At 72.3% G+C, this 22,500-nt stretch carries 21 protein-coding genes; 10 read left to right on the top strand and 11 right to left on the bottom strand.

The features are described from left to right. Window positions 1-8 precede the first annotated feature (8 nt). Window positions 9-404 (bottom strand): hypothetical protein, encoded by a 396-nt coding sequence (locus ACLJN9_RS10945; RefSeq protein WP_410811054.1) that lies wholly within the window; start codon window positions 402-404, stop codon window positions 9-11. Window positions 405-510: 106 nt separating this feature from the next. Further along, window positions 511-1,500, bottom strand: coding sequence for a cytochrome c oxidase assembly protein (locus tag ACLJN9_RS10940; protein WP_410811053.1), 990 nt, complete (start codon window positions 1,498-1,500; stop codon window positions 511-513). 108 nt (window positions 1,501-1,608) lie between these two features. Here ACLJN9_RS10940 and ACLJN9_RS10935 point away from each other — a divergent pair, with 108 nt between their 5' ends. The 5 genes from ACLJN9_RS10935 (at window position 1,609) to ACLJN9_RS10915 (ending at window position 6,774) form a co-directional block, all read left to right on the top strand. Further along, complete coding sequence (locus ACLJN9_RS10935; RefSeq protein WP_410811052.1) at window positions 1,609-2,208, top strand: heme-copper oxidase subunit III; 600 nt, start codon at window positions 1,609-1,611, stop codon at window positions 2,206-2,208. Window positions 2,209-2,280: 72 nt separating this feature from the next. Further along, a complete protein-coding gene (locus ACLJN9_RS10930; RefSeq protein ID WP_410811051.1) occupies window positions 2,281-3,117 on the top strand; it encodes a cytochrome c in 837 nt (278 codons plus the stop codon). A gap of 64 nt (window positions 3,118-3,181) precedes the next feature. Further along, a complete protein-coding gene (locus ACLJN9_RS10925; RefSeq protein WP_410811050.1) occupies window positions 3,182-4,270 on the top strand; it encodes a ubiquinol-cytochrome c reductase iron-sulfur subunit in 1,089 nt (362 codons plus the stop codon). Then, window positions 4,267-5,898 (top strand): cytochrome b N-terminal domain-containing protein, encoded by a 1,632-nt coding sequence (locus ACLJN9_RS10920; RefSeq protein ID WP_410811049.1) that lies wholly within the window; start codon window positions 4,267-4,269, stop codon window positions 5,896-5,898. Before ACLJN9_RS10925 ends, ACLJN9_RS10920 begins: the two co-directional genes overlap by 4 nt. A 195-nt stretch (window positions 5,899-6,093) precedes the next feature. After that, a complete protein-coding gene (locus ACLJN9_RS10915) occupies window positions 6,094-6,774 on the top strand; it encodes a DUF4142 domain-containing protein (RefSeq protein WP_410811048.1) in 681 nt (226 codons plus the stop codon). A gap of 84 nt (window positions 6,775-6,858) precedes the next feature. Here ACLJN9_RS10915 and ACLJN9_RS10910 read toward each other — a convergent pair whose 3' ends face one another. From ACLJN9_RS10910 to ACLJN9_RS10890, 5 genes are all read right to left on the bottom strand, one after another. Beyond that, window positions 6,859-7,146, bottom strand: a complete 288-nt coding sequence (locus tag ACLJN9_RS10910) for an Lrp/AsnC family transcriptional regulator (protein ID WP_410811047.1) — start codon at window positions 7,144-7,146, stop codon at window positions 6,859-6,861. Next, entirely contained in the window at window positions 7,143-8,105 is a 963-nt protein-coding gene (locus ACLJN9_RS10905; protein WP_410811443.1) for a sugar phosphate nucleotidyltransferase, read from the bottom strand. Before ACLJN9_RS10905 ends, ACLJN9_RS10910 begins: the two co-directional genes overlap by 4 nt. Before the next feature lie 2 nt (window positions 8,106-8,107). Next, a complete protein-coding gene (locus ACLJN9_RS10900) occupies window positions 8,108-8,650 on the bottom strand; it encodes an NUDIX hydrolase (protein ID WP_410811046.1) in 543 nt (180 codons plus the stop codon). Window positions 8,651-8,703: 53 nt separating this feature from the next. After that, on the bottom strand, window positions 8,704-10,497 hold the full coding sequence (locus ACLJN9_RS10895; RefSeq protein ID WP_410811045.1) for a RelA/SpoT family protein: 1,794 nt from the start codon (window positions 10,495-10,497) through the stop codon (window positions 8,704-8,706). 129 nt (window positions 10,498-10,626) lie between these two features. Next, entirely contained in the window at window positions 10,627-12,381 is a 1,755-nt protein-coding gene (locus ACLJN9_RS10890) for a DEDD exonuclease domain-containing protein (protein ID WP_410811044.1), read from the bottom strand. A gap of 127 nt (window positions 12,382-12,508) precedes the next feature. Between ACLJN9_RS10890 and ACLJN9_RS10885 the strand changes: the two genes are divergently transcribed. The 5 genes from ACLJN9_RS10885 (at window position 12,509) to ACLJN9_RS10865 (ending at window position 18,390) form a co-directional block, all read left to right on the top strand. Beyond that, window positions 12,509-13,966: an NYN domain-containing protein gene (locus ACLJN9_RS10885; RefSeq protein WP_410811043.1), complete on the top strand. Its 1,458-nt coding sequence runs from the start codon at window positions 12,509-12,511 to the stop codon at window positions 13,964-13,966. A gap of 232 nt (window positions 13,967-14,198) precedes the next feature. After that, a complete protein-coding gene (locus tag ACLJN9_RS10880) occupies window positions 14,199-15,422 on the top strand; it encodes an MFS transporter (protein ID WP_410811042.1) in 1,224 nt (407 codons plus the stop codon). Window positions 15,423-15,638: 216 nt separating this feature from the next. Beyond that, window positions 15,639-15,854 (top strand): hypothetical protein, encoded by a 216-nt coding sequence (locus ACLJN9_RS10875; RefSeq protein WP_410811041.1) that lies wholly within the window; start codon window positions 15,639-15,641, stop codon window positions 15,852-15,854. 155 nt (window positions 15,855-16,009) lie between these two features. Then, window positions 16,010-17,269: a M48 family metallopeptidase gene (locus ACLJN9_RS10870; RefSeq protein ID WP_410811040.1), complete on the top strand. Its 1,260-nt coding sequence runs from the start codon at window positions 16,010-16,012 to the stop codon at window positions 17,267-17,269. After that, on the top strand, window positions 17,266-18,390 hold the full coding sequence (locus tag ACLJN9_RS10865; RefSeq protein ID WP_410811039.1) for a glycosyltransferase family 4 protein: 1,125 nt from the start codon (window positions 17,266-17,268) through the stop codon (window positions 18,388-18,390). Before ACLJN9_RS10870 ends, ACLJN9_RS10865 begins: the two co-directional genes overlap by 4 nt. 10 nt (window positions 18,391-18,400) lie before the next feature. Here ACLJN9_RS10865 and ACLJN9_RS10860 read toward each other — a convergent pair whose 3' ends face one another. From ACLJN9_RS10860 to ACLJN9_RS10845, 4 genes are all read right to left on the bottom strand, one after another. Further along, window positions 18,401-19,072: a lysophospholipid acyltransferase family protein gene (locus tag ACLJN9_RS10860; protein WP_410811038.1), complete on the bottom strand. Its 672-nt coding sequence runs from the start codon at window positions 19,070-19,072 to the stop codon at window positions 18,401-18,403. A 30-nt stretch (window positions 19,073-19,102) separates the two neighbouring features. Further along, window positions 19,103-19,684 carry a TetR/AcrR family transcriptional regulator gene (locus ACLJN9_RS10855; RefSeq protein WP_410811037.1) on the bottom strand — a complete coding sequence of 194 codons (582 nt, stop codon included), beginning with the start codon at window positions 19,682-19,684 and terminating at the stop codon, window positions 19,103-19,105. A gap of 88 nt (window positions 19,685-19,772) precedes the next feature. Continuing rightward, complete coding sequence (locus ACLJN9_RS10850) at window positions 19,773-21,431, bottom strand: putative bifunctional diguanylate cyclase/phosphodiesterase (protein ID WP_410811442.1); 1,659 nt, start codon at window positions 21,429-21,431, stop codon at window positions 19,773-19,775. Between the two features lie 79 nt (window positions 21,432-21,510). Then, window positions 21,511-22,320: an SAM-dependent methyltransferase gene (locus ACLJN9_RS10845; RefSeq protein ID WP_410811035.1), complete on the bottom strand. Its 810-nt coding sequence runs from the start codon at window positions 22,318-22,320 to the stop codon at window positions 21,511-21,513. Window positions 22,321-22,500 lie beyond the last annotated feature (180 nt).

The raw sequence follows: 22,500 nt of genomic DNA, 5'->3' as shown, positions 1-22,500 counted from the left end.
GGGGGACGTCAGGCGGGTGCGTGCGTCCGCAGCAGCTCGGCCACCGTGCCGCCGGTGGTCACCGGGTCGAGCGGATGCACCAGCGTCGCGTCGACCTCGGCATACGCGGCGAGCCATCGGTCGGCGGCGCGGGCGATCACCAGGCAGGTCGGGGGCGCGTCGTCCCGGTCGTCCTTGATCTGGCGGGCGATGCCGATGCCGCCGCCAGGGGACGCCTCACCGTCGAGCAGCAGCAGGTCGATCTCGTAGTCGTCGACGAGCCGGATGGTCTCGGCGTACGTCGAGGCGTCGACGAACTCGATCTGCAGCCCGGGCGCGGGGCGGGTGCCTACGGCAAGCCGCATCCGGTCGCGGACCTGCGGGTCGTCGCTGTAGAGCAGGACGGTGCACGAACGATCGCTCATGGCTGGACTGACTCCCACCTCGTAGCTGCCCGCCGATCGTACCGGTCGACGTGACGCAGTCGACATCCCGCCCGTCGCCTGCCGTCCGGCGTACCGTCGGCGCTGCTCAGGCGGCCGGGGTGCCGGCGGCGCGGTCGCGGGCCTCCTGGCGGTCCAGCTCGCGGTCGACCCGGCGGGCCTCCCGTTCGGACTGCTTGACCCACTGGGCGACGAGCACGGCGAGCATGGTCACACTGACGAACTCGCCGCCCGCCCACAGGATGCCGCCGGCCAGCACCTGGTCGGCCCGTGGGTCGGCCCAGCCCAGGTTGAGCGATGGATACCAGTCGCCGGCGAAGAGCGTGCTGCTCTGCATGATCGTGAGCCCGAGCACGGTGTGGAACGGCACCGAGAGCAGCATCAGCAGCGCCCGTGCCGGGTACGGCCAGCGGCCGGGCAGCGGGTCGAGGCCCAGCAGCGGCCAGAAGAACACACAGCCGGTCATGATGAAGTGCGCGTGCACCAGCTCGTGCGCCCACGCGTGTTCCAGGGTGAAGCGGTACAGGTCACTGAAGTACAGCGCGAACGGGTTGACCACGAAGATGGCGAACGCCACCAGCGGGAAGCTGTAGACCCGGGCGACGCGGCTGTGCACGATCGCCAGCAGGCGCTTGCGGGGCCGGACCGGGAGGGTGCGCAGGGCCAACGTCATCGGCGCGCCCAGTGCCAGGAAGATCGGTGCCACCATGGAGAGCACCATGTGCTGGATCATGTGCACCGACAGCAGGACGGTGTCGTACGCGTGCAGCCCGCTGACCGTGACCAGCGCGATGCCGCCCAGGCCGGGGCCGAGGAAGAACACCGTGCGGGACACCGGCCAGCGGTCGCCGCGGACGCGCAGCCGGTGCACCCCGTAGAGGTAGAGGCCGGCCGCGAGCACCAGGCCGAGGGCCAGCCAGCTGTCCAGTCGGGTCTCGGTCAGCACCGCGCCGACGGTGAACGGTCCAGGGGTCGCCTCGCCCCCGGCGGCCAGCGCCGACGTGCCCGCCGGGGCGGCCGCGAGCACCGCGGCCGGGACGGCCGAGGTGGCGGCGAAGATCGGATCGACGTGCAGCACGCTTTTCAGGCTAGGCCAGGCGAACCGGACCCTGACGCCCGGGCCACGGAAGGCGTGGGTTTGCCACCCCGCTGATCGCCGGCCCCGGTCAGGGGCAATAATGACGGCGTGACTGCGGCCCCAGCCATTGACAAGAGCCGGATCCACTCCCTGACCCGACCAAACATGGTCAGCGTCGGGACGATCGTGTGGCTCTCCAGCGAACTCATGTTCTTCGCGGCGCTGTTCGCGATGTACTTCTCGATCCGCGCGGCTGCGCCGGAGCAGTGGGAGAAGCACACCGAGTCGCTGAACATCCCGTATGCGACCACCTTCACGGTGATCCTGGTCCTCTCCTCGGTGACCTGCCAGCTTGGCGTCTTCGCGGCGGAGAAGGGTGACGTGCACGCGCTGCGGCGCTGGTTCACCATCACCTTCGTGATGGGCCTGATCTTCGTGCTCGGCCAGGTCAACGAGTATCGCCACCTGGTGGAGGACGGCGTCAAGATCAACGCCGACGGCTACGGCTCGATGTTCTACCTGACCACCGGCTTCCACGGCCTGCACGTGACCGGCGGTCTGATCGCCTTCATCATCTTCATGGTCCGTACGACCATGGGCCGGTTCACGCCGGCGCAGGCGACCTCAGCGATCGTCGTGTCGTACTACTGGCACTTCGTCGACGTCGTGTGGATCGGGCTGTACGCCATGATCTACTGGCTTCAGTGATCTTGGCGCGTCACGAACCGCGCCGCTGCTCCGTCCCCTGAGACAAGGTCCAACCGGTTAAGGACACAGGTCATGACTTCTGACAACGACCGCCGACGCGGTCTGCTCGCGCGCCTGCGCGAGCGGCCCGCCGCGCGCAGCAGGGGCCGCCGCCGGCTGGGTGCCGCGGTCCGGCTGTTCGCCGCGCTGATGCTCGCCGGCGGCGCCTACACCGTCTTCGCCCCCGGCGCGCAGGCGCAGGACAACCCGCCGTTGACCGGCGCCGCAGCCGAGGGCAAGGCGCTGTTCGATGTGAGCTGTGTGACCTGCCACGGACGCAACGCCCAGGGCGTCGAGGGCCGCGGGCCGAGCCTGATCGGCGTCGGCGCGGCCTCGGTCGAGTTCCAGGTGAGCTCCGGCCGGATGCCGCTGCCCCGCCAGGAGGCCCAGGCGCACCGCAAGCCCCCGCTCTTCACCGACGAGCAGACCCGCCAGCTGGGCGAGTACATCCAGGAACTCGGCGGCGGCCCGGTCGTGCCGGAGGGTGGCAACCTCCACGAGAACGCCAACGTCGCGGCCGGCGGTGAGCTGTTCCGGATCAACTGCTCCCAGTGCCACGCCTTCGGCGGCGGCGGTGGCGCGCTCTCCTCGGGCAAGTTCGCCCCGAGCCTGCACCCGGCCACCGACCGGCAGATCTACGCGGCGATGCTGAGCGGCCCGCAGAACATGCCGGTCTTCGGCGACAACCAGCTCCGGCCGGAGCAGAAGGCCGACATCATCGCCTACATCCAGGAGACGCTGAAGCGCGACCAGGACCCGGGCGGGTTCAACCTCGGCCGGTACGGGCCGTCCACCGAGGGTCTGGCGATCTTCCTGATTGGCATTGTGGCCCTCGTCTTCGCTAGCCTGTGGATTGCGGGTAAGTCGTGACCGAGCGGATCATCCGATTCAGTGCTGTGGTGCCGCTCGGCGCCACCCGTAGCGAGGTGACGGCATGAGCACGCACACCGAGCAGCAGGCCCCGCAGGGCCAGGAGCCGCTCGACATCAACGCGCCCGGAGTGACCCGGTTCGACGTCGTCCGCGAGGGCGCCCGCCGGGACGACATCGAGATCGTCCACTACGAGCAGCAGGTGCTGCCCGGCACCAAGGCCGAGCGTCGCCTGACCCGCGTGGTGGCCGGGTTGTTCCTGATCACCGGCCTGTCCGCGACCGCCTTCCTGGCGATCTACATCTGGTGGCCCTGGCAGTACGAGCCGGGCCGTGGTGGCGACAAGTTCTACACCCCGCTGCTCGGCTTCACGCTCGGCGTGGCCCTGCTCGCCGTCGGCTTCGGCATCCTGACCTGGGGCAAGAAGTTGCTGCCCAAGGAGGTCTCGATCCAGGACCGGCACGAGGGCGCGGTGGACTCCGAGGGCCGCACCATCACCGGCCAGACCATGCTCTACATGGCCGACGAGCTGGGTGTGAAGCGCCGTCCGCTGCTCGGCATCTCGCTGCTGGCCGGTCTCGCTCCGGTGGGCGCGGTGGTCGCGGCGCCGTTGGTCGGCGGTCTGATCTCCCAGCCGCACAAGAACAACCAGATGTTCACCACCGGCTTCGCCGCGGCCGGAAGCGGCGAGCGGATCCGCCTGGTTCGCGAGGACGGCCGACCGGTACGCCCGGCCGACATCAGCACCGGTGGCCAGCTGACCGTATTCCCCGGCATCGAGAACGGCGTGAGCAACGAGCACGCCGACTCGCCGACGCTGCTGATCCACCTGAGGGACTCCGACGCCCAGGATTCGCGCCGGGCCAACGAGCGGATCGGTCACGGCGACTTCATGTGGGGCAACTACGCCGCCTTCTCCAAGATCTGCACGCACGCCGGATGCCCGGCGAGCCTGTTCGAGCAGCAGACCAACCGGCTGCTCTGCCCGTGCCACCAGTCCCAGTTCCTGATCACCGACAACGCCCGGCCCGTCTTCGGCCCCGCCAGCCGGCGGCTGCCGCAGTTGCCGATCGAGGTGGACTCCGAGGGCTTCTTCGTGGCGAAGTCCGACTACACCGAGACCGTCGGGCCTGATTTCTGGGAGCGGCCATGAAGCGTCGAAAGTTTGACCTTGCGGCGACGCCGGGCAAGGCCGCGGTGGGAGTGGACGACCGCTTTCAGGTGGCCACTCCGCTGCGCAAGCTGCTGAACAAGGTCTTCCCGGACCACTGGTCCTTCCTCCTCGGCGAGATCGCGCTGTTCTCGTTCGTGGTGCTGCTGCTGACCGGTGTGTTCCTGACCTTCTTCTACGAGCCGGCAATGACCGAGGTGGTCTACAACGGCAGCTACGCGCCGTTGAAGGGCACACCGATGTCCGCCGCGTACGCCTCCAGCCTGGACCTCTCGTTCGAGGTCCGGGGTGGTCTGGTGATGCGGCAGATGCACCACTGGGCGGCGCTGCTGTTCATGGCCGCGATCGTCGTGCACATGCTGCGGGTCTTCTTCACCGGCGCCTTCCGCAAGCCGCGGGAGACCAACTGGATCATCGGTTCGCTGCTGTTCTGGGTCGGCTTCCTGGCCGGCTTCACCGGCTACTCGCTGCCGGACGACGGCCTGTCCGGCACCGGCCTGCGGATCGCCTCGGCGATCATGCTGTCCATCCCGGTGATCGGTTCGTGGCTCACCTCGTCGATCTTCGGCGGCGAGTTCCCGGGCACGATCATCATCAGCCGGTTCTTCATCGCCCACGTGCTGCTCATCCCGGGTCTGCTGGTCGCGCTGATCAGCGTCCACCTGGGCCTGGTCTTCAAGCAGAAGCACACCCAGTGGCCCGGCCCCGGTCGGACCAACGGCAACGTGGTCGGCGAGCGGATGTTCCCGCGGTACGCGCTGAAGCAGGGCGGCTTCTTCATGGTCGTCTTCGGCGTCATCGCGCTGATGGGCGGCCTGTTCCAGATCAACCCGATCTGGCTGTTCGGCCCGTACGAGGCGTGGGTGGTCTCGGCCGCCAGCCAGCCCGACTGGTACGTCATGTTCCTCGACGGCTCGACCCGACTCATGCCAGCGTGGGAGATCAACATCCCGATCGGCGACGGGTACGTCATCCCGCCGCTGTTCTGGCCGACGGTGGTGCTGCCCGGCATCCTGGTGGGCCTGTCGACGATGTACCCGTTCCTGGAGGCCCGGCGCCTCAAGGACCGCAAGAACCACAACCTGCTCCAGCGGCCCCGCGACGCCCCGGCCCGCACCGCGGTCGGCGCCATGGCCGTCGCCTTCTACGTCGTGCTGACGCTCTCCGGTGCCAACGACGTGATCGCCGACAAGTTCCAGATCAGCCTGAACGCGATGACCTGGGCCGGCCGGGTCGGCCTGCTGGTGGTTCCGCCGCTGGCGTACTACGTCACCTACCGGCTCTGCCTCGGTCTGCAGCAGCACGACCGTGAGGTTCTCGCGCACGGTGTGGAGACCGGCATCATCCGGCGCCTGCCGGACGGCCGGTTCGTCGAGGTGCACCAGCCGCTCAGCGCGTCCAACGGGCACGCGGACGGCCACGGCGAGCTGGAGTACGTCGGCTGGGTGGTGCCCAAGAAGATGAACCGGCTCGGGGCTCTCGGCCCGGCGATCCGGGGCTTCTTCTACCCGATCGAGAAGCCGGCCGAGGCGCCGGTCTCGCCGGGACACCCCCCGGTCGAGGCGCGGCCCGAGCGCGAGGAGATCAGCAGCGGCGAGAGCCGTCGCTGACCCCCCGACCGCAGCGTGACGTGGCGCCCACCGGACTTCCGGTGGGCGCCACGTCGTATCTCGGCGTCCACCGCCCATCCGGCCAGGAGTCGGACGGCCACGGCGCGACGGGTCGACCCCGCGCGACGGGCGATCGCAGGAATAACCCCCGTGAGCCGGGTATCCGTGCGGTCCAACGTCTCAAGGGGGGGAAGCATGTTGGGTATCAAACGCCTCGGCCTGTTGGCCGCGCTGGTACTGGTCGGCGTTGCGCCGGCCGCGGCCGCGCAGGCCGCGGCACAGCCGTCGACGCAGGACACCCAGTATCTGCAGGCGGCACACCAGACCAACCTGTTCGAGATCACCGCCGGTGACCTGGCCCAGCAGAAGGGGCAGAACCAGAGGGTCAAGGACCTGGGCGCGATGTTCAAGTCCGACCACACCAAGCTGGACCAGACACTGCAGCAGACGGCGTCCCCGCTCGGCGTGGAACTGCCGAACGAGCCCAACGCCGATCAGCAGGCCGTCCTCGACAAGCTGAACAACGCCAGCGGCGCGGAGTTCGACCGGCTCTGGGTGACCAGTGAGCTGGCCGGTCACGTCCAGTCGATCCAGGCCACCCAGACGGAGATCTCGCAGGGCTCCGAGCAGTCGGTGGTCCAGTTGGCCCAGAACGCCCTGCCGACTCTGCAGGCGCACTACGACGAGCTGGTCCAGCTCGCCAACCAGCTGGGTATCCCGGTTCCGCAGACCAGCGCCAGCGGTACGCCCAGCCCGGGTGGCACCGAGTCGCCCGCTCCGGGCGGCGGCACCGAATCCTCGGCTCCGGGCGGCGGCACCGATTCGCCGGCTCCGGGCGGCGGCACCACCGAGACGCCGGCTCCGAGCGAGAGCTGACGTAGCGGCAGCAGACGGCCGGTCCACCCGCGTGGTGGGCCGGCCGCCGTGCGTCCGGCGCCGGCAGGCGAGGCGGTCGAGAGGTCAGTCGGCGCTGGCCAGGCCGATCGCGAACGCCTCCTCCAGGTCGTGCTGGGAGTACGCCCGGAACGCGATGTGCGACTCGGTGTTCAGCACACCCGGCACCTTGGAGATGCTGCCGGCGATGACCTCGGCGATCTGGTCGAACTCGCGGACCCGGACGATGGCGATGAGGTCGACGTGCCCCGCCACCGAGTAGACCTCGCTGACGCCGGGGAGGGTGGCCAGGTTCTCCGCCACCTCGGGGATCGCGTCGGTAGAGCAGTCGATCAGCACGATCGCGGTGATCACGAGACATTTCTCCGTTCGTCGGCGTCCTCGCCCATGCTAGATGTTTCCACCTGAGCCTGAAGGCGGGAGCCGTCGGGGGCGTCGGTCTGCACCGTACAGCCGTCCCCGGTCCGGATCGCGTCGCGCAGCCGCTCGCCGGTGCGCACCGTCGCGCCCGGCCAGACCACCGTGCGCCGCACGTCGCCGCCCACCCGAGAACCGGCGCCGACTACCGACTCCGCGCAGCGGCCGGTGACCGTGGCGGACGGGTCGACCAGGGCGCCACCGGCGGCCGCGTGCAGGTTGGCCGCCAGGTAGTCCGCCGGTGTGCCGGTGTCGTAGAAGGTGCCCGGGTAGGGCACCACCTCCAGCGCGCCGGCCGCCTCGGCCGGCCGCCAGACCGCGCGTACCAGGTCGGAGAAGACCACCGGCAGGTCGCGGACCAGCCGCCAGGGCAGCAGCGAGAAGCCGGTGAAGTCGTGCCCGGCGAAGGTGCCCGGCGCCGTCGGGTTCGCGGCGGGCCGACCGAGCAGGCGTACCCGCTGCCCGTCCCAGCCGTCGAACAGGGCGGCCACGTCCGGGCCCGGGGCGCTCACCGGGTCGGCGAGGTACGCGTCGGCGTTGCCGACCAGCACCGGCCGCCCGTCGATCCAGTCCCGCAGGTTGGCCACCCCGCCGGCGGTACCGAGCGGGTCACCGGGCTCCACCGACAGGTATGCCCGGTCACCGACGTGCGCGACCACCTGGTCGGCGAGGTAACAGGCGTTCACCGCGACCCGTTCGGGACCGGTCAGGCCGAGCCCCGCCAGCCGGGCCAGCGCCCGGTCCAGCAACGACACGTTGCCCACCGGGCAGAGCGCCTTGGGCAGCCGTTCGGTGAGGGGGCGCAGCCGGGTGCCCTCGCCGGCGGCGAGCACCACGGCGCACACCTCGGCCCGCCGACTGTCCGGCCGCCCGTCGGACGGCACGCTGGCCGGCAGGCTCACGGCAGTGTGTCGGGCACCGGTGGCGGAAACTGCCCGGCCAGCGGCCCGATGTCGTAGTAGGCGAGCAGGCGGGCGGTCGGCCAGGTCAGCTTGGGCAGGTCGTCCAGCGGGTGCCAGGCGGCCTCGAAGACCTCCCCGCCGTCGACCACCAGCTCCGTGCTGGAGGCGGGCACCTCCGTCTCGAAGACCATGTCCACCCAACCCTTGGCGTGCACGATCGCGTTCGGCACCGCGGGACGCAGCCGGGACGGGGACAGCCGGATGCCGGACTCCTCGAACAACTCACGGGCCGCGCCCGCCACCGGGGCCTCGCCCCGGTCGAGCAGACCGGCGGGCAGCGACCAGCCCCTGCCGGGCGGCTGGCGCAGCATGAGCAGGCGACCCGCACCCGTCGCCTCGGCGTCGCGGACCAGGGTGACCGCGCCGACGATGTACTTGGGCACTGCCAGCCGGACCAGGCGGCGGCGCACCGGCAGGGGCAGCCGGTAGAAAGCCTGGTAGAAGAGTGCCCGACCGGTGACGCGGGAGCGGGGGATCATGACCCCAGGCTAGTGGTGACGAATGTCCTTCGGACGCGCTGGGGCACCGCGCGTCACTGCCGGTGGTCGACCAGGTCGATGAGCTGGCGTACCACGGTGTCCGGTTCGATCACCCGGTCGAAGACCGCGACCAACAGGGTCTCCAGGTCGGGATAGCCCAGCTCCTCGGAGAGGCGCAGCAGCGGAAGGTCACTGGCGAGACCACGGTTGTGCTGACGCAGGGTGAGCCCGATGGTCGCCCGGCCGAGGCGGACCTTGTCGCTGATCGTGATGCCCGGCTCGGTGTGCTCGGCGAACCAGCGGTTGATCTGCATCTGCGCGTGCGGTGACTTGACGAAGCCGAGCCACTCCCGGCGCGGGCCCCGGGGTGCCACACCGGCCTCGAAGCCGTTGTCCCCGTCATTCTCGGTGAAGATCTCGACCACGTCGCCCTCGTCCAACTCCGAGCTCAGCGGCGCGAGCCGGCCGTTGATCCGGGCGGCGAGACATCGGTCACCCCGTTCGCTGCCCAGCTCGTAGGCGAGGTCGACGGGAGTGGCGCCACCCGGCAGCACGACCTGCCGCCCGTCGGCGAAGACCTGGATCTGCCCCTCGGCGAGGTCGCAGCGCAGCGACTCGAGGAACTGCGCCGGATCGGCGGCGTCGGGCTCCCAGTCGAGGACCCGGCGCAGCCAGTCCAGTTGCTCGGCGCGGGCCGCCGCGCTGCCGGTGCCCGAGTGGGGGAAGCGGAAGTCGGCGGCGATGCCGTACTCGGCCGAGCGGTGCATCTCCTCGGTGCGGATGAGCACCTCCACCGTGCGGTCCTGGGGACCACAGACGCTGGTGTGCAGCGAGCGGTAGAGGTTGTTCTTCGGCGAGGCGATGAAGTCCTTGAAGCGGCCGGCGACCGGCCGCCAGGTGCCGTGGATCGCACCCAGTGCCGCGTAACACTCGGTTGCCGGGCCGTCGACCACGATGGCGATGCGCGGCAGGTCGTACGGCGCGCTGTGCTCGCCGGCGATGGTGTCCTTCCAGATCGAGTAGAGGTGCCGCGGCCGGGGGCTCACCTCGGCGTCGACGCGGCTGCGGCGCAGCGCCACCCGGGCGCGGGCGGCCACCGCGTCGAGGTAGGCGTCCCAACCGGGCCGGTCGTGCACGTGCCGGGCCAGCCGGGCGTGCTCGTCGGGCTCCAGGTGCAGCAGCACCACGTCGTCCAACTCGCGCTTGAGGGTCTGGATGCCCAGCCGGTCGCAGAGTGGAACGAGCACCTCCTGCGTCTTGCGGGCGATCCGTTCCCGGGACGACGCGGAGCGCACCCCGAGGGTGCGCATGTTGTGCAGCCGGTCGGCCAGCTTGATGATCAGCACCCGGACGTCCTTGGCGGCCGCGACGATCATCTTGCGGATCGTCTCCGCCTCGGCGTTCTTGCCGTAGAACGCCTTGTCGAACTTGGTCACCCCGTCGACCAGGTGGGCCACCTCGCCGCCGAAGTCCTCGGAGAGCGCCTGGAGCGTGTAGCGGGTGTCCTCCACCGTGTCGTGCAGCAGCGCCGCCACCAACGTGGTGGTGTCCATGCCCAGCTCGGCGCAGATCTGCGCCACCGCGAGGGGGTGGGTGATGTACGGCTCGCCGCTCTTGCGGAACTGCCCGCGGTGCATGTTCTCCGCGATGGTGTAGGCCCGGCGCAGCACGGCGGGGTCGGTGCCGGCGTGGATGCCCCGATGGGTACGGACCAGCTGCGTGACCGGGTCGGAGTCGGTGGTCGGCCAGGTGAGCAACGACCGCAGCCGGCGGGCCAGCGGAAGCTCACCCGACTGGGTCGGCAGGGCGCCCCCCAGGGCGGCGCCGTGTCCGGCGTCGACGTCCACGAGGGACACCTCCTCACCCCGGCTCCACGGCCGCCGGAAGCCGGCGGACGGGAGCAGGCCCACGAATCGGGCAGGACTGCACTTGTCTAACAGCCTAAGCGAGTCGACGTAGTCCGATCGGTCACTTGGTCATGAGCGTTCGGTCGAGAGTTGGTGGGACCCGCCGCTCTCGGCCTTCACCAGGAGGTCACGGAACCGCCCCGCACCACCGACCGGCGACGCCCAACCGGAGGACATCTCCACCAGCCGGGTCTCCGGTCGTTCCAACCAGGACAGGATGCGCTCGGACTCCTCGGCGGTGGCCGCCGGAACGGGACCGTGGCCGCCCGGCACCGTCTCGGCGGTCGCCCGGATGGCGTCGAGCGTGGGTCGCGGGTGAACCCTCGGTGGGGACACCCCCGCCCCGGCCAGCCGGCCGTGGCGGACCAGGGCCAGCTCCCAGCCGCCACCGGCGGCGGGCCGAGCCGCGGCCAGCTCGACGATCCCGGTCAGCGCGGCCAGCCGCTGCATCCGCACCGTGGCGCGCAGCACCGCGGCCAGCCGCGACCGCACCACCGCGGCCTCCTCGTAGCGCTGGTCCCGGGAGAGCACCTCGATCCGGGCCAGCAGCGCGTCCACCACCCGCTGCGGGTCGCTGGCTGTGGCGCTGCGGAACGGCGCCGCGGCGCTGTCGTCGTACTCCTCGGGGGTGATCCTGTGCTCGCAGGGCGCCGGGCAGCGACCCAGTTCGGCCAGCGCGCAGGCCGGCGTGACGGTCCGCAGCGAGAGCCGGTGCGTGCACTGACGCAGCGGCAGCGCGTCGTGGAAGCCGGCGGCGGCCAGCTCCGCGGCCCGCCGGGAGGTGAACGGCCCGAGGTACGCGGTGTCGGCGGGGGAGAGGTCGCGGACGACCGACAACCGGGGGTAGGGCCCGTCGGTCAGCTTGAGCCAGACCATCCGCTCCGGGTATTTCGACCGCCGGTTGTACGGCGGGGCGTGCGCCGCGATCAACCGCAGCTCGCGGACCTCCGCCTCCAGAGAGTGCGCGCACTCCACCGCCTCGACCCGCTCGGCCGCGGCCAACATCTCGGAGATGCGGGCGCGTTTCTCGCCGGCGGTGAAGTAGCTGCGCACCCGGGTGGCGATGTCGCCCGAGGTGCCGACGTAGAGCGGTCGCTCGTCGGCGGCCCGGAAGATGTAGACCCCGGGGACCTTGGGCAACCCGTCGGCGAGGTGCCGCTTGCGGCGCTGGGTCGGGGTGACCGCCCGGGCGAACTCGATGGCCTCGCCGACGGTGTCCACCCGGTGGCCACCGAGCCGGCCGATCAGCCCGTGCAGCACGTCGACGGTGGCCTTCGCGTCGTCCAGCGCCCGGTGGGTGGGTTGGGTGGCGGTGCGGAAGTAGGCGGCCAGGGTGCCGAGCTTGCGATTGGGCACCTCGTCGCGGGTCAGCACCCGGCGGGCCAGCGCCGCGGTGTCCAGCACCCGGGGGTTGGGCCACCGGTAGCCGTGCTTGGCGCAGGCGGCCTTGAGGAAGCCCACGTCGTAGGGGGCGTTGTGGGCCACCAGCACCGCGTCGGCGAGAAACTCCAGGAAGCTCGGCAGCACCTGCTCGATCGGCGGGGCCGGCAGCAGCATGGCCTGGGTGATGCCGGTCAGCACGGTGATGAACGGCGGGATCGGCTGCCCCGGGTTGACCAGGGTTGCCAGCACGCCGAGCTGCTCGCCGCCGCGCACCTTGACCGCGCCGATCTCGGTGATGCCGCCGCCGTCCGGCGCGCCGCCGGTGGTCTCCAGGTCGACCACCACGAAAGTGGTCGCGTAGAGCGGCAGCGCCGGGTCCACCCCGCCCACCGCCGGGTCGAGACCAGCGAGGGACTCCTGGACGTACTCCGCCTGTGCCATCGGCGGCACGCTAGCGCGACGGTCCGACACTCCCGTCACAGCGGCCCCACCAGTCGGCGTGGGGCTAGGATGAGAGATCGGCTCACTCACCGGGCGGTGGGCCCGGTCGCGGTGGGAGACTTGCCACATGCCCCTCACCGAGCCGTCCGACGACCACCTCCCGCAGGAGGACCCGGTCGCCGTGCGTGCTGGTGCCGTGGGCGATCCGGACGACAACGTGGTCACCGACACATCGGGCGCACCCGGCCCGACGACACCGGACGACGGGCCGGCGATCGAGCCGGAACCCACCCTGCCCGAGCCGGTCCGGCAGCGGATCGTGACGCTCACCGCCACGGTGCTGCCCGGGCTGCCCCTCGACGAGGTGCCGGTGCCGCTGCGCCGGGTGGCCAAGTTCGCCCCGAACCGGCGGGCCCGGCTCGGCGCGCCAGCCATCGCCGCCCAGCTCACCTCCGACCCGCTGTTCCGGCAGCGGGTCACCGCCCGGGTGCTGGCCGACGCCGGTGATCTCGGTGCGGCCGTGGTCGAGGGCACCGCCCCGGCCGCCGCCGACCCCGTCGAGGTGGCCGCGCTGGCCTACCTTGCCCGGCCCCGTGGCTGGCGCGAGCTGATCGACGCCAGTGGCGCGGCGGTCCGCGCCGAGGCCGACAGCGCGGTCGTCGCCGAGCTGGTCCGGGAGGCCGAGCAGCGGGCCACCCGGGCCGAACACGACCGGGCGGTGGCCCGGGTCGAGGCCGAGAAGCTCCGCGACGAGCTCGCCCGGGTCCGCGAGGAGCTGGGCCAGCTCCGCGAGGAGTCCCGACAGGTGGCGCGCACCCTGCGCGAGACACAGGCCCGCGAGCGCAAGGCCACCGAGCTGCTGGCCACCGAGCGCGGTCGTGCCGCGCGTGCCAGCGCCGACGTGGACGCCGAGCTGCGCCGCGCCCGAGCACGCCTGGCCGAGGCCGAGTCGGCGGCCGGGGTTGCCCGAGCCAGCGCCAAGGAGGCGCGCTCGGTCGACGACGCCCGGCTGTGGCTGCTGCTGGAGACCATCGGCCAGGCCGCCGTCGGGCTGCGCCGGGAGCTGGCACTGGACCCCGTCGACAAGCTTCCCGCCGACTTCATCGCCGACTCGTTCGCCGAGCAGCCGGGCGCCGCGCCGGCCGGCCCGTCCGCGCGCGCCCGGGACACCGACGACCCGGCCCGACTGGACCAGCTGCTCGCCCTGCCCCGCGCGCACCTGGTGGTCGACGGCTACAACGTCACCAAGCGCGGCTTCGGCGAGATGTCGCTCGAGCAGCAGCGCAAACGTCTCATCACCGGCCTCGGCGGGATCGCCGCGCAGACCGGTGACGAGGTCACCGTGGTCTTCGACGGCGCCGAACGGATGCACGGGCTCCCACCGGCGCCGCGCGGCGTACGCGTGCTGTTCTCCCGCAAGGGCGAGACCGCCGACGAGCTGATCCGCCGCCTGGTCCGCGCCGAGCCGTCGGGCCGCCCGGTGGTCGTCGTCTCGTCCGACCGTGAGGTCGCCGACGGTGTACGCCGGCACGGCGCCTACCCGCTGGGGGCCGACTCGCTGTTGCGGCGTCTCGCCCGCTCCTGACCGAGTTTGGCCGGCCCGCCTCGGGCGGCGGGCATGATCGCCGCCTGGTACGCGTCGGGCCTCGGCACGATCGAGTCGACGGCGCCGACAACGGCTGATCCTCGGCTCCGGAACACCGCGACATCGCCGGAACGCTGTCGATCACGGGGAGGCGGGGGCCCCTGTGTCGGCGTGCCGTGCCATAAGGTCAACGGGCGCGTGCGACGGCGCATCGAGGGGGATGGACCCGCACATGCCAGGTGAGCGCAGACGGTGGCTGATCCTGGTCGTCGGCATGCTCACGATGATCGCCGGCAGCACGTTCCAGTACGGGCTCGCCTACCTGATCCCGGCATTCCGGGACGAGGGTCTAGCTCTGGAACAGGCCGCCTTCCTGGTCGCCTGCCCCACCGTCGGCGTGACGCTCACGCTGATCGCCTGGGGTGCCGCGGCCGACCGGTGGGGTGAGCGCGGCGTGCTGTCCACGGGCCTCGGGCTGGAGGGCCTCGTCCTCGTCGCCGCCCAGTGGGCGCACGGCACAGCGAGCCTGGCCGTTTGCCTGACGCTCGCCGGCGCGGCCGGTGGTTCGGTGCTGGCGAGCGGCCGGATGATCCTCGGCTGGTTCGCGCGGCACGAGCGCGCCCTGGCGATGGGCATCAGGCAGAGTTCGGGGCCGCTGGGCCTCGCGCTGGCCGCGGTCACGCTGCCCGCTCTCGCCGCTGATGGCATCGGGATGCCGCTGTTGTTCCTCGCGGCGCTGTTCCTGGCCGCGGCGACAGCGGCCTTCGTGTTCGTGCGCGATCCGGCCCCGCAGCCCTCCACCAGTGTCCGGGGAACACCGGACCGCCCGTCGACCTCGCCCTATCGCACTCCCAGCCTGTGGCGCATCCACGCCGCCAGTGCGCTTCTCGTGATCCCCCAGTTCACGATCACCACGTTCGCGCTGGTGTTCCTCATCGACGCCCGCGGCTGGACTGCCCTCGCCGCCGGTCACCTGCTCGCCGGCGCGCAGGTGTGCGGTGCCCTCAGCCGCCTCGGTGCGGGCTACTGGTCGGATCGCACCGACAGCCGGCTGAGGCCCATGCGGATCATCGCGGTCTCGACCGGTGTGGGAATGCTGGTGCTGGCCGCTGCCGCCGCTGCCGGATCGAGCCTGGCGGTGCCCGTCCTGCTGTTCCTGGGGGTGGTGGTCGTGAGCAGCAACGGCCTGTCCTTCACCGCCGTCGCCGAACAAGCGGGATCTGCCTGGGCCGGCCGCGCACTCGGTATCCAGACCACGGGTCAGAACGCGCTGACGGCTCTCACTCCACCGGTTCTTGCGGTGGCGATCGGAGCCGCGGGCTTCGCGCCGGCCTTCGCCGTGGTGGCCGCGTTCCCCCTTGTCGCTGCGATCCTGGTGCCGGTCGCGGCCGAGCGCACCGCAATGGTCGACCAGGCCGCCCCGGGGGATCCGGCGACCCACGGCGTCCGTACCTGAGCCGGCTCACATCGTCCCCGGCCAGGCACGGAATCGGTGCTGTCGGGCTGTCCGGCCGGGATACCCCGATATCGCTGATCTGGAGTCGATCTCGTCCTCAAACGGCCGGTCGGGACGGTTCTGTCGTACCCGATGGTTAGCGTCGATGTGACCGACGGTGCTCGGGCGGCGACGACAGCGCGCCGGCCGCGCATCGCGAGCCGATCAGGAGGCACGATGCTCATCGACTGCGACGGGTGCCCGACCCAGGGGAAGGGCTGCTCCGACTGCCTGGTGGCCGCCCTGTTCGACGAGTCGTCCCCGGCGGCCGGGCTGGACGCCGCCGAGGTCCGGGCGATCGAGGTGTTCGCCCGGGCCGGCTTCGAGGTGGAGGTGCTCTCACCACCCGCGCCCGCCGCGCGTGATCGGCGCCGCGAACGCCGGGTGGCCTGACCACCACACCGCGCCCGAAGTGGGCTCTTCCCGGGCCATAGGATGGGCGGTCACGGCGGGAGGAGCGGCCAGATGAGCGGTGTACGACGCGACGACGGCGGGCCCGTCGGCGGCGACGAGAGGGCTCGCCGCGGGGCGACTACGGCGGTGCCCCGGTGACTCCGCGCGGCTGGGCGCTGCTGACCCTGGCCGGCCTGACCGTCGCGTTCGTGGTGATCGCCGCGCTGTTCATTCCGTGGCACCGGCCGCCGGCTCCCCGTGCCGACCAGCTCGCCGCGCTGCGCGACCTGCCCGCCGAGCAGGTGGCTCGGGGGCGGGAGTTCCGCGCCGCGCTTCGCCCCGGTGGGTACGCTGCGCTGGCCGTCGGGCTGCTGATCGCCCTCGCACTCGGGCTCACCCCGCTGGGCAGCCGCCTGGTCGAGCTGGTGGGCCGGCCCTTCGGTGGGCACTGGGCCGCGCAGGCGGTGCTCGGTGGGCTCGCCGTGGTGCTCGTCGCCGACCTGCTCACCCTTCCGTTCTCCGCCTGGCGGCAGAGCGTGCTCACCCGCTACGGGCTGAGCACCAACGGCTGGGGCGGCTGGGCGGTGGACCTGCTCAAGTCGTACGCCGTCAGTGCCGTGATCGGCGCGGTCGCGCTGTTCGGCTTCTACGCCGTCATCCGCCTCGCCCCGCGCTGGTGGTGGGCTTTCGGCGCGGCCGGCGCGGCGCTGCTGGTGGTGCTGCTGTCGTTCGTGCTGCCGGTGCTGGTGGAGCCGGTGTTCAACCGCTTCACCCCGCTGGAGCAGGGCCCACTGCGCACCGAGCTGATCAGCATGGCCGCCCGGGACGGGGTGCCGGTGCGCGACGTGCTGGTCGCCGACGCCTCGCGGCGCACCAAGGCGGTCAACGCGTACGTCTCGGGTCTCGGGCCGACCCGGCGGGTCGTCGTCTACGACACGTTGCTGCGCGAGGCCACGCCGGCCGAGGTGACCGCCGTCGTGGCGCACGAGCTGGGGCACGCGAAGGAGCGGGACGTCACGGTCGGCACGCTGACCGGAGCGCTCGGCGCCGCCGCCGCGGTGGTGGCGCTCTACCTGCTCGGCTCGTGGGGGCCGCTGCTGCGGCTGGCCGGTGTCGACTCGGTTGCCCAACCCCGCGCGTTTCCGCTGCTGGTTGCCGTGGTCACGGTGGCCGGGCTGGTGGCCGCTCCGGTGCAGGCGCTGATGTCCCGGCGGGTGGAGGCACGGGCCGACGCGCACGCGCTCGCGCTCACCGGTGATCCGGCCGCCTTCGAGGCGATGCAGCGCCGGCTCGGCTCGGTCAACCTCGACGACCCCGATCCGCCCCGCTGGGAATACCTCTACTCGGCCTCGCACCCGTCCACCGTGGAGCGGATGGCCGCCGCCCGCGCGTACGCCCGGGAGGCTGGCCGGTGAGCCGGACGCTGCTGATCACCAACGACTTTCCGCCGCGCCCCGGCGGCATCCAGTCCTTCGTGCACAACCTCGCCGTCCGTCAGCCGGCCGGCTCGGTGGTGGTGTACGCGTCGAGCTGGCGAGGCGCGGCGAAGTTCGACGCCGACCAGCCGTTCGAGGTGGTCCGGGAACGCACGAGGGTGCTGCTGCCCACCCCGCTGATCGCCCGCCGGGCGGCCCGGCTGGCACGGGCGTACGACTGCGACACCGTGTGGTTCGGCGCGGCGGCCCCGCTCGGCCTGCTCGCCGCCGGCCTGCGTCGGCGGACCGACGTCCGCCGGGTGGTGGCGATGACCCACGGCCACGAGGTCGGCTGGGCCGCGCTTCCCGCGGCCCGGCCGGCGCTGCGTCGGATCGGTCGCGGCGTCGACGTCACCACCTACCTGGGCGAGTACACCCGCAGCCGACTGGCCCGGGTGCTCGACGGGGTGACCGAGTTGCGCCGTCTGGCGCCCGGGGTGGACGTGGACACCTACCACCCCACGGTGGACGGCGAGCCGGTCCGGGCCCGGCTGGGCCTGACCGACCGGCCGGTGGTGGTCTGCGTGTCCCGGCTGGTGCCGCGCAAGGGCCAGGACATGCTGGTCCGGGCACTGCCGGAGATCCGCCGCCGGGTGCCCGACGCGGCGCTGCTGATCGTCGGCGGTGGGCCGTACCGGGCGACCCTGGAGAAACTGGCCCGGCAGACCGGGATGGAACGGGACGTCGTCTTCACCGGCTCGGTGCCGTCGGCCGACCTGCCGGCGCACTACGCGGCCGGCGACGTCTACGCGATGCCCTGCCGCACCCGCAACCGGGGGCTGGACGTGGAGGGGTTGGGGATCGTCTATCTGGAGGCGTCCGCGACCGGCCTGCCGGTGGTGGCCGGTGACTCCGGGGGCGCACCCGACGCGGTCCGCGAGGGCGAGACCGGCTACGTGGTACGCGGCCGCGACATCGCCCAGCTCGCCGACCGGGTGGCCCGGCTTCTCGCCGACCGGGACCTGGCCCGCCAACTGGGCGCGGCCGGTCGGGCGTGGGTGGAGCGGGAGTGGCGCTGGGAGGCCCAGGCGCAGCGGATGGCGGCCCTGCTCGCCGGCTGAGCACCGGCGCTCAGTCGTCGGGGTGCTCGCGTCGCGGGGCGTAGTGCGGCACGTACTCCTGGCCGGTGAGCCGCTGGATCGCCGCCATCACCTCGTCGGTGACCGTACGGATGTCGCGGGGTCCCGTGATCCGGTCGGCGACCGGGATGGGCGGGCCGAATCGCAGGGTGATCGGGTGCCGGCGGGGTAGCCGCGCGTCGACCGGTAGCACCTCGGCAGTACCGAGCACACCGACCGGGATGATCGGCACCCCGGCGTCGCGGGCCAGCCGGGTCATTCCCACGCGTCCCCGGTAGAGCCGCCCGTCGGGGGAGCGGGTTCCCTCCGGATAGACGGCGACCAGGCCGCCCGCGCGCAGCACGGGCACGGCGGCGTCGAGGGCGCTGAGGGCGGCCCGGCCGCCGCCACGCTCGACCGGGATGGCACCCATGCCGGCGACGATCCGCCGGTTGAGCCAGCCGCCCGGGCCGCGGCCGGTGAAGTACTCGACCTTCGCCCAGAACGTGACGTGCCGGGGTGCCGCGCAGACGAGGAACAGCTCGTCGGCGACGGAGAGATGGTTGCCGGCGAGGATCGCGCCGCTGTGCCGGGGCAGGTGCTCCAGGCCTTCCACGCGTGGCCGCCAGCCCAGCCGCAGCGTCGCGCCGACGGTCAGCTTGGTGAGGTCGTACAGCAGGGGCACTGGCACTCCGGGGTGTGGGGGTGGGATGGCTCAGTTGGCGGTGAGGCCGAGGTGGACCTCCAGCGCGGCGCGCAGCAGAGCCGCGTCGTCGGCGGCGCCGGTGGCCAGCGGCAGGCTGCCCCACGCCCAGAGCTGGGCGATGCCGTGCAGGTTGGCCCAGAGCGCACCGGCCAGCACCGGCGCCGCCGCGTCGGTCGGCCGGCGTACCTGGGCCATCAGGTCCACCAGCACGGCGAACAGCGGCAGGCTCGTCTCGCGTAACCCCAGTCGGCCGCTGGCCAGCAGGTCGTGCCGGAACATCAGCTCGAACATGCCCCGGTGGGCGGCCGCGTAGTCCAGGTACGTCCGGCCCAGCGCGGTGAGCCGGGCGCGTGGGTCCGGGCCGGCGTCGCGCATCGTCATCCCGACCCGGGCGGTGAGGTCGGCGAAGCCCTCCCGGGCGATGGCGGAGAGAAGGTCGACGTGGGTGGGGAAGTAGCGGCGTGGTGCGCCGTGCGAGACGCCGGCCCGACGGGCGATCTCCCGCAGCGACACCGCCGACTGACCCTCACGCAACACCAGGTCCACCCCGGCGGCGACCAGTCGGGCCCGGACGCCCGCGTCCTCGCTCATAGACAGTGTCTACCAGTTCAGCGTAGACATTGTCTACTGCGCTCTCCGACCCGACCGCCCCGACGGCGAGCGGCGGGGCCGGGCAGCCTCAGCGCATGCGGGCCAGGATCCGGTCGGCGGGCGCGGGACGGCCGAAGTGCCAGCCCTGAGCGGCGTCGCAGCCGATCGCCCGCAGCCGCTCGGCCTGCCCGGCGGTCTCCACACCCTCGGCGGTCACCGTCAGATCCAGCGCGTGCGCCAGCGAGACCAGCGAGGCGAGGATCCGCTCGTCAGTGCGCCCGACCGCCGGCGACCGCAGCCCGGCCACGAACTCCCCGGCCACCTTCAGCTCGGTCACCGGCAGGTCCCGCAGGTACGCCAGGTTGCTGTAACCGGTGCCGAAGTCGTCGATGGCGATGCGTACGCCGAGGTCCGCCAGCACCCGCAGGGCACGAACGGGTTCCTCGGCGGTGCTCATCATCGTGCTCTCGGTGATCTCCAGCTGGAGCCGCTCCGGCGGTAGACCGGTCTGCCGCAGCAGGGCACGGACCTCCTGCACCAGCCCGGGTCGGTGCACCTGGCGGACCGCCAGGTTGACGCTCACGAACGGCGCCGCCGCGCCGCCGGCCGACCAGGCCTTCGCCTCCCGGCACGCCTCGGCCAGCACCCAGCCGCCCAGCTGCACGATCAGGCCGGTCTCCTCGGCCAACCCGATGAAGCTGTCCGGTCGGAGCACCCCCAGCTCCGGGTGACGCCAGCGGACCAGCGCTTCCACACCGATCAGCCGGCCGTCGCGCAGCGAGGTCAACGGCTGGTAGTCGAGGTAGAACTCGCCCCGCTCCAACGCCGCCGGGATGGCCGCGGAGAGCGCGTACCGGGCCAGCTCCCGCCGGTTGCGTTCGGCGTCGTAGAGCGCCCACCGCGCCCCGCCGGCCGACTTCGCCCAGTGCAGGGTGCTGTCGGCTGCCCGCATCAGGTCACCGGGGTCGGCGCCGGCCACCTGCCGCTCCACGATGCCCAGGCTCGCCGAGACCTGAAGCTCGTGTCCGTCGACAAGCGCCGGTGCCCGGACCGCGGCCAGCGCGGTCTCGGCCACCCGCACCATGTCGTCGGTTCCACCGGTGCGTTCCACCAGGATGACGAACTCGTCCCCGCCGAGCCGGGCCACCAGGTGCTCACCGAGGGCCTCGCACAGCCGCTCAGCCACCGTGGTCAGCAGCCGGTCCCCGACCTGGTGCCCCAGGGTGTCGTTGACGACCTTGAACCGGTCCAGGTCGAGGAAACACACCCCGACCCGCTGCGCACCCCGGCCCGGCTCGTTCAGCGCGGCGGTGAGCCGCTCGGTGAACAGCGTCCGGTTGGGCAGGCCGGTCAGCGGGTCGTGGGTGGCCTGATGGCGGAACCGGGCCTCGCTGGCGCGCAGCGCCCGCTCTGCCTGCGTCCGGGCCATCATGGCGGCACGGCGGATCGACTCCTGCTCGTCGAGCGTCCGGTCACGCAGCGCGCGGGCGTAGCCGGTCGCCACCGCGGCCAGCAGCCGCGCCATCCGGTCCTCGACGTCCTCGGCCACCAGCCCCAGGTCACGAACCAGACGGAGCTGGATGACCTCCACCGTACGGCCCAACCCCTCCGCGGACGCGATGTGCGCCGCGACCATCTCGGCACCGACCCGGTGCCCGACGCGCAGGTCGAACGGCTCGGTGAGCAGCGCACCAGCCAGTTGCCCGGTGAGCCGGTGCAGCAGGGTCTCGAGCTGGGCCTGGGTCATCGGCAGATAGCTGGTGCCGGAGACCGCCTTCGCCCAGGCCCGGGCGAAGGTGCCCGGGCAGGAGATCGCATCGGGCGACTCAGCCACCGAGACGCCCGACGCCGCCGATGAAGACGGTGCGTTCGGCGTCCTCCGCGCTCTCCGGGGTGTCCGGTCGCCACTGCGGCACCCAGACCACACCCGGGTCGACCAGCTCGAACCCGTCGAAGAGCACAGTCAGCTCGGCCCGGCTGCGGACCCACAGCGGGTTGTCGGTACGTCGGTAGACCCGCTCCGCCTCGGCCCGCTCGTCGGAGCTGCGCCCGTCGTCGCTGGCCTGCGACAGCACCAGGTAGCTGCCCGGGGCCAGTGCCTCGCGCAGGGTCCGCAACAGCTCCGCCGGCCGGTCCTCGTCGGGAACGAAGTGCAGTACGGCCACGATCATCACGGCCACCGGCTGGTCCAGATCCAGCAGCCGACGCACGCCGGGATGGGCCAGGATCTTCTCCGGGTGCCGCAGGTCCTCCTGCACCACCACCGCGCGGTCGTTGCCGGCGAGGATCTCGCGGCTGTGCGCCACCGCCACCGGGTCGACGTCCACATAGACCACCCGCGAGTCCGGGTCGATGCGCTGGGCGATCTCGTGCACGTTGCCGACGGTGGGGATCCCCGAGCCGATGTCCAGGAACTGCCGGATCCCGGCCTCGGCCAGGTGGTGCACGGCCCGCCGCAGGAACGCCCGGTTGGCCTGTGCCATCAGCGGCGCCTCCGGCACCGCGGCCACCATGGCCTGGGCCGCCGCCCGGTCGGCGGCGAAGTTGTGCGAGCCGCCGAGATAGTAGTCGTACATCCGCGCGACGCTCGGGCGCTCGATGTCGATCGTCTCGGGTGCCCAGTCCGGCCGCTGCATGCGCTCACCCCTAGTCCGCGACGCGGGCATCGTCGCCCGCGCGGGTATTGTGCCCCCGCCGTGCCCGCCAGACCATAGCGTGCCGCCCTCGTCGCCGCCGATCTCGGTCGATACGCGAAGGTCCGTGCCAGCGGGAGGCTGGCACGGACCTTCGGTCGCGGGATCCCGCTCGACGAGCGG

The sequence above is a fragment of the Micromonospora sp. 067-2 genome, from assembly GCF_046549295.1.
Classification (GTDB): Bacteria; Actinomycetota; Actinomycetes; order Mycobacteriales; family Micromonosporaceae; genus Micromonospora.
This window is presented reverse-complemented; position numbering and strand designations above follow the sequence as displayed.

Excerpts from the sequence above, each read along its gene's own strand:
- ACLJN9_RS10890 (WP_410811044.1), bottom strand. The coding sequence starts at position 12,381 with ATGGCACAGGCGGAGTACGTCCAGGAGTCCCTCGCTGGTCTCGACCCG.
- ACLJN9_RS10855 (WP_410811037.1), bottom strand. The coding sequence starts at position 19,684 with ATGAGCGAGGACGCGGGCGTCCGGGCCCGACTGGTCGCCGCCGGGGTG.
- ACLJN9_RS10845 (WP_410811035.1), bottom strand. The coding sequence starts at position 22,320 with ATGCAGCGGCCGGACTGGGCACCCGAGACGATCGACATCGAGCGCCCG.
- ACLJN9_RS10945 (WP_410811054.1), bottom strand. The coding sequence starts at position 404 with ATGAGCGATCGTTCGTGCACCGTCCTGCTCTACAGCGACGACCCGCAG.
- ACLJN9_RS10930 (WP_410811051.1), top strand. The coding sequence starts at position 2,281 with ATGACTTCTGACAACGACCGCCGACGCGGTCTGCTCGCGCGCCTGCGC.
- ACLJN9_RS10925 (WP_410811050.1), top strand. The coding sequence starts at position 3,182 with ATGAGCACGCACACCGAGCAGCAGGCCCCGCAGGGCCAGGAGCCGCTC.
- ACLJN9_RS10850 (WP_410811442.1), bottom strand. The coding sequence starts at position 21,431 with ATGACCCAGGCCCAGCTCGAGACCCTGCTGCACCGGCTCACCGGGCAA.
- ACLJN9_RS10900 (WP_410811046.1), bottom strand. The coding sequence starts at position 8,650 with ATGATCCCCCGCTCCCGCGTCACCGGTCGGGCACTCTTCTACCAGGCT.
- ACLJN9_RS10885 (WP_410811043.1), top strand. The coding sequence starts at position 12,509 with ATGCCCCTCACCGAGCCGTCCGACGACCACCTCCCGCAGGAGGACCCG.
- ACLJN9_RS10875 (WP_410811041.1), top strand. The coding sequence starts at position 15,639 with ATGCTCATCGACTGCGACGGGTGCCCGACCCAGGGGAAGGGCTGCTCC.
- ACLJN9_RS10880 (WP_410811042.1), top strand. The coding sequence starts at position 14,199 with ATGCCAGGTGAGCGCAGACGGTGGCTGATCCTGGTCGTCGGCATGCTC.
- ACLJN9_RS10920 (WP_410811049.1), top strand. The coding sequence starts at position 4,267 with ATGAAGCGTCGAAAGTTTGACCTTGCGGCGACGCCGGGCAAGGCCGCG.
- ACLJN9_RS10915 (WP_410811048.1), top strand. The coding sequence starts at position 6,094 with ATGTTGGGTATCAAACGCCTCGGCCTGTTGGCCGCGCTGGTACTGGTC.